The organism is Labilibacter marinus (assembly GCF_001659685.2).
In the GTDB taxonomy this organism is placed as follows: domain Bacteria; phylum Bacteroidota; class Bacteroidia; order Bacteroidales; family Marinilabiliaceae; genus Saccharicrinis; species Saccharicrinis marinus.
Map to the genome: position 1 here is coordinate 41,263 of NZ_LXYE02000039.1, position 12,189 is coordinate 53,451.

At 31.9% G+C, this 12,189-nt stretch carries 10 protein-coding genes; 6 read left to right on the plus strand and 4 right to left on the minus strand.

All coding sequences use genetic code 11. From position 1 onward, the window contains the following. Positions 1–107: 107 nt before the first annotated feature. From A8L32_RS16575 to A8L32_RS16600, 6 genes are read left to right on the plus strand one after another with little or no spacing between them, the layout of a single operon-like run. The gene (locus A8L32_RS16575) at positions 108–479 is read left to right on the plus strand and encodes a plasmid mobilization relaxosome protein MobC (RefSeq protein WP_075591006.1); all 372 of its coding nucleotides are present in this window, start codon (positions 108–110) and stop codon (positions 477–479) included. Between the two features lie 28 nt (positions 480–507). After that, positions 508–1,404 (plus strand): DUF4007 family protein, encoded by an 897-nt coding sequence (locus A8L32_RS16580; protein WP_075591007.1) that lies wholly within the window; start codon positions 508–510, stop codon positions 1,402–1,404. Further along, positions 1,394–4,609, plus strand: coding sequence for a hypothetical protein (locus A8L32_RS16585; protein ID WP_083631382.1), 3,216 nt, complete (start codon positions 1,394–1,396; stop codon positions 4,607–4,609). The genes A8L32_RS16580 and A8L32_RS16585 overlap by 11 nt, the downstream gene beginning before the upstream one ends. Beyond that, on the plus strand, positions 4,602–5,705 hold the full coding sequence (locus A8L32_RS16590; RefSeq protein WP_075591009.1) for a phosphoadenosine phosphosulfate reductase family protein: 1,104 nt from the start codon (positions 4,602–4,604) through the stop codon (positions 5,703–5,705). The genes A8L32_RS16585 and A8L32_RS16590 overlap by 8 nt, the downstream gene beginning before the upstream one ends. 6 nt (positions 5,706–5,711) lie before the next feature. Next, complete coding sequence (locus A8L32_RS16595) at positions 5,712–6,353, plus strand: hypothetical protein (RefSeq protein WP_075591010.1); 642 nt, start codon at positions 5,712–5,714, stop codon at positions 6,351–6,353. After that, on the plus strand, positions 6,346–6,744 hold the full coding sequence (locus A8L32_RS16600) for a nucleoside 2-deoxyribosyltransferase domain-containing protein (RefSeq protein ID WP_075591011.1): 399 nt from the start codon (positions 6,346–6,348) through the stop codon (positions 6,742–6,744). The genes A8L32_RS16595 and A8L32_RS16600 overlap by 8 nt, the downstream gene beginning before the upstream one ends. 298 nt (positions 6,745–7,042) lie before the next feature. Here the strand turns inward: A8L32_RS16600 and A8L32_RS16605 are convergent, their stop codons facing one another. From A8L32_RS16605 to A8L32_RS16620, 4 genes are all read right to left on the minus strand, one after another. Beyond that, positions 7,043–7,354, minus strand: a complete 312-nt coding sequence (locus A8L32_RS16605) for a hypothetical protein (RefSeq protein ID WP_075591012.1) — start codon at positions 7,352–7,354, stop codon at positions 7,043–7,045. A gap of 94 nt (positions 7,355–7,448) precedes the next feature. Then, a complete protein-coding gene (locus tag A8L32_RS16610; RefSeq protein WP_075591013.1) occupies positions 7,449–8,249 on the minus strand; it encodes a HEPN domain-containing protein in 801 nt (266 codons plus the stop codon). An 11-nt stretch (positions 8,250–8,260) separates the two neighbouring features. Next, positions 8,261–9,406: a DUF262 domain-containing protein gene (locus tag A8L32_RS16615; protein WP_143525147.1), complete on the minus strand. Its 1,146-nt coding sequence runs from the start codon at positions 9,404–9,406 to the stop codon at positions 8,261–8,263. 13 nt (positions 9,407–9,419) lie between these two features. After that, a complete protein-coding gene (locus tag A8L32_RS16620) occupies positions 9,420–11,861 on the minus strand; it encodes a hypothetical protein (RefSeq protein ID WP_198931803.1) in 2,442 nt (813 codons plus the stop codon). Between the last annotated feature and the right edge of the window lie 328 nt (positions 11,862–12,189).

The window sequence follows — 12,189 nt, forward strand, 5'->3', positions numbered from 1 at the left end:
TTTACTAAATGGACATATCACTTGCCTTAAGATTTAATAATCTTAAAGAAGGTAATTACCTGTCCTACGGTTGGATAATTTGTGTTTGACAGCATTAAGAAAATAAAATGAGAGAAGTGAAAGAACCAAAGAGAAAAGAGAAAAGGAAGGCTAAAAACCTAGTAAATTTTTGGGTAACTGATGAAGAGTTAAAACGGATAGATGAATTAGCTAAGCCATTTAAGAATAGAAGCTATTTTTTACGAAACTTATTAAAGAACCATAAGCTTAAAATTCCATTGCCATCTATAAATTTAGATGCATTTCTGACTTTGGGTAAATCGGCTACAAATCTTAACCAAATTACAAGAAGAGTTAATTCAGCAGAGGCTAATATATTTCAGCGATCTACAAAAGATGAATTATTGAAAGTAATAGAGGAACTTAGAGGTGTGCTTGTCGAGGTTCAAAGGGAGATGCTTGTGAGAAAGTATAAATAATTAATCATAAAAACCTATCTTTGAATTTATGAATAAACTAAAGTTCTCTGGGCACGAAACATTTATAATCAGGACATTCTGGCCCAAGAAAGGATACGATTTTATCAATAATGGAGGGAGTTTCAATGCAGATGATGCAGTTGTGCATTTAGGAGTTGGAAAAAATATGGTTTCTTCCATTGCGTTTTGGATGAAAGCGTTTGGGCTTTTTGATGATGAAAATAAGGAGCTTACAGAGCTAGCACACTTCTTATTCGGAGAAAATGGTGTTGATCCTTACCTAGAAGATATTAATTCAATTTGGCTTTTACATTACAATCTAATAAAGACTAACTTTTCAAGTATCTACAATGCAGTTTTTAATCGTTTTAGAACGGAAAGAATAGTGTTTACGAAAAAACAATTAGCTTCCTTTATTTTTAGGTTATATAAGGAAAACGATGACACTAACTTTAATCTAAGTACAATTGAAAAGGATATACAGGTTTTTTGTAGATTATATAATACACCAGATTACAGGAATATTAAAAAAGATTTTGAAGATGAAGTTAGCAGTTTGATGCTGGAATTGGAATTAATGAAATCCTCCATTGATAAACAGGAAATTGATGGTTCTAGTAAAAGAGTAGAATGGTATAATCTGCAATTAGACGCAAGGCCAACATTGTCTCCTCTTATAGCATTGTATGTTATTTTAGATCAATTTGAAGGAGATAAAAATATAGCTATGAGGCGTCTAGAAACAGAACCAAATGGTCCTGGAATGGTTTTCATGTTAAGTAAAGAAGGGTTGTATAAGCAGCTTAAAGAGATAGAATCATCAATACCAGGAGTTATTGTTTCGGAAACATCAGGAAATGTCGTTTTAACGTTACCGGAAACAATCAATAAAGTATCTATACTAAGAAGTTATTATGCGAACTAATATATTTTCCCCTTCAATTAACATTATACGGGATCAAAATAGCGAACTAAACTATATCCCTACAAGAAATGCAGAGAATGCTTTTAATAAAATTGTCTCCACATCTGAAACGGGAACCAAATCTTTTAATCTAATAGGAGCTTATGGCTCCGGGAAATCCTCTTTTCTATTAGCCTTTGAAAGAGTATTAAATAATAAAAGTAGATATTTTGTAGGTCCTTCCATAGGTGAAGTTAAAGAGTATAAGAAAAGCTTTATTGTAGGGGAATATAATTCTTTTAAGAATGCTTTTTGTAAAGAGCTTAAATTAGATTCTAAAAAAGATATTCTACAGCAATTAAGTAAAAGAGTTCAAAAATTAAAAAAGGATAAGAATGGTCTTATTATAGCGGTTGATGAGTTTGGTAAATTTCTTGAATTTGCGGCAAAAGAGAGCCCCGAAGAAGAGCTTTATTTTATTCAGCAATTAGCTGAATATGTAAACAATCCTGGATTCCCTTTATTTTTCATAACAACTTTACATCAACCATTTGAAGATTATGCGCTTGAACTAAGTAAAGTACAAAAGAAAGAGTGGGATAAAGTAAAAGGGAGGTTAATTGAAGTTACTTTTAATGAACCAGTGGAGCAACTTCTTTTTCTTGCTTCAGAAAGGATTGCGTCTAAAAATATCCCGAACAATATTACTAAGGAGCATCAAAGAAATCTTTTCGAGGCTATTAGTCAATCGGGAGCATTTCCAATGAGGGATTACTTCTCATTTGAATTTGCTCAAAAGGTATTTCCTTTTGATATTTTATCAGCTTCAGTGTTAACTTTAGCATTTCAAACATACGGACAAAATGAAAGATCACTTTTTACCTTTTTGGAATCTCATGATTATTTAGGTTTAAGTGACTTTGGTAATGGGGATGGATTTTATAATATCGCAAATGTTTATGATTATCTAATTTATAACTTCCATAGTTTATTGAACTCCCGTTTTAACCCCCATGGGGTTCACTGGAGAGCAATAGATGATGCTCTTGGAAGAGCAGAAGCATATTTTGAAGGGGACCTTTTGGAGGCTAGAAAAATACTTAAGACAATTGGTTTGTTGTCAATTTTTGGACGTTCCGGACAAAAAATATCTTCTGATTTTTTAATTGGTTATGGAGAACATGCTTTAGCTCTTAGTAATGTCAAAGATATACTGGAGAAACTTGAAAGAAAACAATTGATTCGCTACAGAAATTATAGTGATAGGTATGTGCTTTTTAAAGGAACTGATTTTAATATTATTGAAGAACTTGAACTAGCCTCGGATAAAATATCAAAAGATTTTTCAGTTGTTAATTTACTTAGAAAGCAGTTTAACTTTCCGATTCTCCAGGCTAAAAGAAGTTTTTATGAAACAGGTACTCCTAGATATTTTGTTACAGAAATTACCGAACAGCCAATAAACAAGGAACCGCAGCACTCTGTTGATGGTTATATAAATTTAATATATAGTGATACTTTATCCATTGAAGATGTCATAAGGTTTTCAAAATCAAACTCACATGCTATACTTTATGGTGTTTATACAAATTTTGATGATGTAAGAGAGAGTTTAATTGAGTTGGAAAAGATTGAATTAGTTAAGCAGAAATGTAACGATGATTCTATTGCGCTTGGAGAATTAGAAAGTCAATCAAATGAGCTTAAGGCTGCATTAAATAAAATAGTTGAAAAGTCTTTCTTCGGAGAGAATGCATTTGTAAAGTGGTTTTTTCAGGGAGAAGAAGTATCGTTTAGGAATTCAAAATCACTAAATTCATTTCTATCCAATATCTGTGATATAACTTATTATTCAACACCTATTTATAAGAATGAGTTGATTAATAGAGAGAAGCTTAGTGGTACGATATCAGGAGCAAAGAATAGGTTAATTAATAATGCCTTAATCAATGACAATGTAGAGGATTTAAGGTTTGATAAAGGTAAATTCCCTCCAGAAAAAACAATTTATTTGTCATTATTGAAAGCTACAGGACTTCATGGTTTAGTTGATGGAGAATATCAATATTGTAGCCCTTCTGATAATTCGTTTAACGATTTATGGAATATATCTGAAGAATTTTTGGATGAATGCAAGGTAGCTCCACGCTTTTTATCTGATTTAATAAAAAAGCTTTCAGAAAGACCTCTAAAGTTAAAGCAAGGTTTTATAGAGTTTTGGGTGCCTGTGTATCTGATTATCAAAAGAAGAACTTTTGCTTTATACGAAAAGGATACTTTTATTCCGGAAATTACGGGTGATATCATTGAGATTGCCATGAAGCAACCTCAGAAGTATAAGCTAAATACGTTTGCGTTAGATGAAAATAAACTTAAGCTATTTAATAAATATCGACACTTTTTAAATCAGGTAGAGGAAGTTTCTCCTAATTCAAACTCATTTATCGAAACTGTCAAACCTTTCTTGTCTTTTTATAAAAGGTTAGTTCTATTTAGTCAGAACACAAATCAAATAAGTAAAGAAGCACAACGATTAAGAGTGGTCCTGGCCCATACCGAAGACCCTGAAAAAGTATTCTTTGATGAAATTCCAAGAGCTATTGGATATTCAACTAAAGATTTATTTTCAGATGAAAGTATGGAAAGTTTTACAATTGCACTTAAAAATGCGACTAGCGAACTAAGTGCTGCATACTCTGAATTAATCAATAGAATTGAGGAATATATAAATAGTATAATTGATAGTAGTCAATTATCTTTTCCTGAGAATAAATTGCTTTTACAGAAGCGATTTAAGAAAATTAGAAAGGAACACCTTAAAACGAAAAATAAAGTCCTTTTACAAAGGATTAACACACCGTTAGACGACAGGCAATCATGGTTGACCTCCATTGCTTCTGCGGTTGTAAATAAAACACCAAATAACTTTTCGGATGATGATGAGAAAGCATTTCAAAATCTATTCCAGCAGTATATTTCTGATTTAGATAATATTTCAGATATTAGCAAAAAGGATATTGACTCAGAAAAGGAGGAAGTATTAAAACTGGAAGTGACGTCATTTGTAAAAGGGGTTCAGAAGCACTTAATAAGAATGCCTAAAGTAAAGAGCCGAAGGTTGGATGAGAAGAAAAACTCAATTAGAGAATTTTTATCATCTGAAGATAAACAAGAAAATATTACTTTGCTTTTAAAATTATTACAAGAAGAAATAGATAATGAGTAGAAAGGTAAGACATGTGATGGGGATATCCGGGGGGAAGGACAGTACAGCCTTGGCTATATATATGAAGATTAACCATCCTGAGATAGATATGGAGTATTACTTTTCGGATACCGGCAAGGAATTGGAAGAGGTGTATACTCTAATTGAAGAGTTGGAAAGCTTCTTGGGGAAACCTATTTTAAAACTTAAAGCAAATAATAGTCATAAGGATCCGTTTGATCATTATTTAGATTTATACAATGGTTATCTTCCTTCGTCTATGGCAAGGTGGTGTACTAGCAAGCTTAAGCTTGAACCGTTCGAAAGCTGGCTTGGTGAAGATTTAGCGATAAGCTATGTAGCAATTCGAGGAGATGAAGACAGGGAAGGGTATGTTTCGACCAAATCAAACATACAGACTATCTTTCCTTTTAGAAAGCATATGTGGAGTATGGAAATTCTCCATAAAGTACTTCATAACTCAGGTATTGATAAGCTTGAGAAAATATACAGCGAAATTGGAGAGCATAACAAGCAGGATCGTTATAGAGAGGTTATTACACATAAACAATCCGCTAAGTACCTGTTTTCCCAAAAACTTGGAGATCTTTTAAATTTAGGGATAGCAACGTTCAATCTTGCCGTTTATGAGTTTTTAAAAGGAAGTGATTATCCTATTGCTCAACTTGAAGATTACGGTTTACTTAAAAATGAAGATTCCGTTGATTTACAAGGCGTATTTGATTTATTCAACTCTGCAGGAATTAATCTACCTGGTTACTACAATGAGGTTGAGTATGAGGTAGATGGTGAGATCGGTACTTTTCATCGTTCAAGGTCAGGCTGTTATTTTTGTTTCTACCAAAGAAAAATTGAGTGGATCTGGCTTTACGAGAGACATCCAGAGCTTTTTAAAATGGCTCAGAAATATGAAAAAGATGGTTATACTTGGATGGATAATGAAAGCTTGAATGACATCGTTAAACCTAATCGTATGAATCAAATAAAGCGTGACCATCTTAATAAGATTAAAAATAAACTATCTAAACCAAAGTCAAACAGACTTATTGATATTTTAGAGGATGGAGATGATTTATGTGCTAATTGTTTTATTTAGGATAGTATGGAAAAAGATTTAGTTCAATCGCTTAAAGAGTTCTTTTTTGACATTATTGGATTCCTAGTACCTGGAACACTAATATTAGTAATAATAAACCATTACTTCAATTTAAAGATAGAATTTAAAGACGGCTCGTACATTTTGCTAATTATTTCATACAGTACAGGATATCTGATTTTCGCAATTACTCTATTAAAAGACAGACTACTTGACAAGTTAAATAAATGTAAAAAGATTTTATGTCAGGATAGTGTTTTAGGAAAATTGAAAAATCGAAAAACGTATATTGAGGTATCTGAAATCATTAATAAAAACCTTGGTGAAAATAAGGAGTTATCATACAAAGGGTATAGAAATATTGCGATGTCGGCAATACCAGAATCGGATAAAAAGATCTTTACTTTCATGTTTCGTGCAGAATTATTCAACCAATTACATACAATTTGTGTTATCTTGTTCATGTTCTGCATTATTCAAACTGCATATAACCTGACAAAATCAAAGAGTATCATAGAAATGACATACTCGTTAATGGTATCACTGATTGGTATATTGGCCTTACGAAGAGGGTGGGAAAGGTTTTATAGTATTGCTATGAGCCTTCCATTTTCAATATACTTAGAAAAAAGAATTAAAAATGATTAAACCAAATGTTTATTTAGCTGGAGGGATGGGATCCGGATGGCAAGATGATATTATAAAAAAGTTTGAAGGAAAATTTAACTTCTTTAATCCAAGAGATCATCATTTAGATGCTCCTGAGGAATATACAAATTGGGATTTGTTTTTTGTTTCTAAATGTGATATTTTGTTCGGATATATGGAAAAGGACAATCCTTCTGGATTTGGACTAACATTAGAGATTGGTTATGCTAAAGCTCTTGATAAAACAATAATATTAACAGACGCACGAAGTACTATAGATGAAGTCTTTTCAAAACGATTTAATATAGTTCGGGAATCAGCAACCGTAATTTATCAGGATTTAGAGAGTAGTCTGAAGTTTCTTGAGAGATTCAGTGCCTATTCTATTTAAAGAACCAAGTTCTTTTTGTAACTCATTAACTTTATTCTCAATTACTATATCAAGTTCGCTCGGAAAAGTGTAGTCCTCAAACCTTTCTGGTTCTCCTATTAATTCGCGATCGTATAATTTATTAATAATAGTTACATGGTTAACTAAAGCGGGGGTAAATTTTGTTAGTATCCCTTTATCTTCACTGTCAGTAACGAGATTGCCATTTTCAATATAGCCTGCTTTTAAAGTTACGAGTTTCTGGCACTCTCTACCTATTTCTAAAATCCTTTCCAGTAATTCTTTATCATTGCAAATTTTACTCCGTTGGCAAGTTCTGTAACCGTTCTAAACTTTTTACCATTCTTAAAAAGATCATGTAGTTGCTTACTACTTTGCGATATACAAGTAATGGTGCATATAATTTAGTAAGTTTGTTATATATATCTTTCCGTTTCTGGTCTCTTAATTCTTCAACAAATTGAAATTCTTGCAATCGAAGCCTATATTCATGCTTTTTTTCTTGCATTTTCTTTTGATTTCTTTGTGCTATAAAAACACTTACTAAACTTATAATAGTAGAAGTTAAAATGGCAAACAGTGTGATGTAAAATTGATAATCTTCTTTCATGATAGGTTTTTATTCTTAATTTAAGCAGTAAAACTATTTCATAAATTAGATTGCTATTAATAAACCTTATTAATCAACTTAATACTTTTCCACATTATTGGATAAGGCTAACTGTTTGTTGTTTCTCCTTTTGCTTTACAAACAACGGACATACACTTGATATCGCAGCTCCTAATTCCTTTAAAAATTCAATATAATCAATAAATTCACTGATTGATAGCCAAGTTACATCATTTGAAGGATGAGCGATTCCATTTCTTTTACTCATAAAATCATTTAGTTTCTTTTCGCAATCACTTTTTACTTTGCTTGGTTCTTGACCATCAAAATAGAATCTTATATTTGCCTGTGCAGCAATATCTTCCCAAATTCTTTTATAGCTAATTTTTTTAAATAATTCACCAAGAATATTGGCCTTCATATTCCTTTCTGTCGTAGAAATGCACTGATAATTAATCGTAGAAAGATCGTTGTTGTGAATATTGTTATGTAGGTTTTTAATAAAACTATCTCTTGCACCTTCTCCATGCTGAAATTTACGTGGATCTGCTATAACTTTAGAGGTATCCTCAATAAGCGATGATTGAAATTCCGAAGGAAGTTTTTTAAACATAGGATGGATTTTTGCTACCTGTGTAGCTGTTTCTTCAAAAATTGTTTTTACGAATATTTCAAATCGACCTGCTACATACGGCACTATGGTTCCAGGGATCTTGTTAATACCTTTTGAACTATCTTTATATAGATTTTGTACTTCAATAAACTGTAATTCAAACTCACTTTTTTCATCTGTTGTACAGTTTAAGTTCTTTTTTTGCTCTAATTTCGCAAGAAGATTAACGACTCCAACAATATCATCTAAATCAAGCGAAAACTCGGAAAAGATACTTTGCATTATAATTTATCTTAAATTGTTGTTGTTAAAATCTCAATTGCTTTATTCACTCGATATTTAATGTTTTCAATAGAATTACCTTTAGTTATGATTTTATCATATTCTTCTGGTTTACCAAGCACTATTTTAAGATTGTTTAAGACGGTTTCCTTAGGTTGTATCTTATCCTCTTCTGTTATTGAGTATGCAACAAGCATACTGTCGTATAGGTTTCTAGCTCTTCTTGGTTTTTCCAATGTTGAGTTCATGATAGACTCTATTCCTATGTTTGAAAATAGACCTTGAATTGAAGAAGAAAAGTCTAATCCAAACTTCTCTAGTTCATCATCATTAGCTGACTTATACTTTTTCATAGTATCATCAAGAAGCTTCTTCATTGACCCCTCCACTTCACCATAATATGCCTCTTTTATTGCGAAAAAACGTAATACTAATTCGCAATCAGACATGTTTCTATACAACGGATTATTTTTAATTTTCTCAATATTTTCTGGGATACTCCAAAAACTTCTAAAAAATTGGTTTGTGGACAATTTAAATATAAGATCATTAAATCGACTTGAATAAATGGCATTTCTTAATTCTTGAAAATTTAGTTTTTCCCCACCTGTATTGAGCCGATTAAATAATATCATTCTCAGGTCATATTTATCAAAACTATTTGATTCAACAAGTAATATTGTTGCTGTTATTGTTCTTCTATATAACAAGCGTTTATTTTCATCTTCTAAGGTTGAAAACTTTTCTCCATCAAGGTGTGTTAAAAATTCCAACCCCTTTAATTTAAACCTATCTTTAAAGAAGTCATTAATAGCTTCTAAACGTTGCCTACCATCAACAACCTCGTATTCGTAATAATCATTTTCGTATAGAAATATAGGAGGGATAGGTATATTCATTAGAAAAGACTCTATTAATCTTGATTTCTGAATAGCGCTCCACCTTGATCTTCTTTGATAATCAGGACCTAATTGAATGTTTTTATCGATTGAATTTGCCAAATAGTCAAGATTGTAGTCTTGGTTTGATTTAATGACTCTTAAACTCTTTAGCTTATGATTGTCAGAATTGTCCTCAGGAATGGAGTTATCTTCTTCTTCCCATTTTTTCACTTCTTGTTCTTCTATTTCTTGGTTCTCAAAAAAATTATCCATCATATTAAAATTATTGTCATTCACTTAACCCTTGCATTAACTCTTCCATACCCCCAAAATTTAAAATAAACTCGGAGTAGTAAGACTGAAATACATCTTTCAAGTAATCCGCAATATCTACTGATTGTTCTTGATTATTTTCATCAACCCTTATTAATGAATATTTTTGCTTTTTTGTAATCGTGTATAAGAAAAGGGTATGAAAATACACCGATGAAATGTATTTGTTATCTGCAACGGTTAATTGTTCTTGGGTTATGTTTTTATTTTTTGATTTATAGTTTAGTATAACACCTGAATCCATATTAATGATGACCTTTTCTAAAGCATCCCCAGATGCTACAGGAATCATTACAACTTGGTGATCAATTTCTTCTCCCATTGCCGCAACATCATCCCAACTGCCTTGGTTTTCATTAGGCTCTTTGTATGCTAGTTGAAATTCTGGTAAACCAAGATTTTCTTCGGAAACCTTATCTTCATCAGGAGCCTTTTCTTTGGGCTGCTCTTTGTCGGCAATTTTAACCCAAAAAACTTGGTCAAATTCTTCGCCCGTACCATTTAAGGTTACCTTTATTTGGCACATATCACCTACCTCTAATGGAGCGCTTTTTAAAGGATTTAGACCAATTTTAATATTACCATCTTTAGGGCTACGCTTATCAACATTAAATATATCCTCTATGTCACTAATTCCGGCTCTATCACCTCCTGATGTTTCGTTTTCCTTTTTAAAGTTTAATAAGGCAATTTTCATTTCTCCTGGTTCTTCAACTCTGTCGAAATAATGATTTTCTACATCCGTGTCAAAAGACATGGTTTTTTCTCCACCTAGAGGAATACTGGCCACTTCTTTTTCTCCATCATTTTTCGCGTTTAACTTAAAAAAAGATGGAAATCGTTGTGGATTGAATGGCTCTTTTTCTTTGTGAGTTTTTGCTTGCTTGTTCTTTTCTGCTTTAGGTTTCTCTTTCTTTTGTTCCAGTTTAAACGTTTGATCTAGAAGCTTTAAAAGATCGCTATTCATAGGGAGCGATTTAGTAAAGTTCTTTAGTAAGTCTTTTGCATCATTACTGTCCGTAGAAAATGCATTCTTTCGCATCTTTTCTATTTCAGCAAGTCTTCCATCTTTTTGAGTTAACTTTTTAGAAAGAAACTTTCTCAATGCAGAAGTTTCGTCACCATTTTTTAAACGATCCCGGGAAGCCATAAATAGCTCTTTTCTAAAACTGTAATCCATATGTGTACAATCAACATGAATTAGAAGGTGATTTTTTAAAAGATTCATTTTAAGACTGCGAGAAATAAATTCAGAAGTAAAGTGACCATGAACTTGCCCATTCATAGAGAACAATACGGACATATTATTTTTGAAGTATCTTTTTTGAATATTTTCTTTGGTCTTTTTTACATCATTATCTTTTACCTTGGTTTTAAATACATAAGATGTGACCCTAGTTTTACCTATATTTTCCTCTTTATACTCATTGGACCAATACTCTTCTAAATACTCTTCCTTTTCTGCTTCCAACCTTCTTTTTAATCCAAATAAATCAAGTTCTAAAACTTTGTTGTTTGGATATCGCTTTTTTGTCTCAACTGTCAATATTGGAAGTGCAGGTTGAAATAAAAATTCATTAATACTTTGGTTTAATTCTTGAGCAAACCCATAAATGCCAGGAGGAAATTGGTAGGAGTAGAGTTTAATAATTGAGCCTGTTTTAAATTCTCTACCATGAAGATTTAAGTCAAGTTCGGTAATCTGAAATGCAGGAATTTTGCTATTAATAACAAGATATTCATACCAAGTGTTTTTCTTTTCCAACTGATCTTGCTTTGAAAAAGGGTGCTCACGTACCAGTGTGAAACCAAATTTACCAGAATTGTCATAACGTTTAGAAGCTATTAATTGGTAGCTCTTTTTACCACAAAATACTATTCCACCACTTCCGCCCATATTATACTTTCCTTGTACAAAATGGATTTTATTCTTATTGCCTCTTAATAGAGATAGGAAAGAATCTTCAAATTGTTCTGGGTGTTGTCCTTCACCATTGTCGTAAATTATTACAGAAGTATTTCTTGGCGAACCATCTGCTATAATTTGAATTTCTTCAGATTGTTTTCTTCTTACAGTTTTTAAATCCCAATCTTTATGTTTGGGGTAAAAGCGTTCTATGGCTTCAGTCATAGATCTTGGTGAATCCTTAGATTCTGGATCTATGTTTTCTTCCAAACATCTTTTTGTAAGAGTAGCATCAATGGAGTTTGTTATTTTTTCAATAAGAGCGGCTATAGGACTAGCTTGCTGGTTCTCAATGACACCATAAGTAGTTTCACTTCCGCCTAATGGCTTCCAGTTTTTCTTCTGATTAAATATTTCTGGATGTTTAGTTATTACATCTTCAACTTCTTGTTCTGTTCCTGCTTTGTACAGTTCAAAAAATAAATCTTGCATATCTGAGTTAAGAATAATTAAATGAAAAACTCAACACCTAGTAAGTAATGTATAATGATGTCAACTTTTGTAAGTTCATATTCAAAAGTAGCATAAAATATATTAGACTTCAAAATTTTAGAGGTACAAAAGTTTGAAGAACATAATGGTCAGCTAAAAAAACTAAAGTCATATTCAGCCGATAAGTATAAACTGCTTACACTATAGCATATCTTTACCAGTAGCGTTTTTCAATCTGAAATGTGCCAGTTAACTCAAGTAATCTATAATCTAAAGAAGAATATTTTTCATTACATTTATACAGGTTTTGGGCATTTGTATGGGTGCG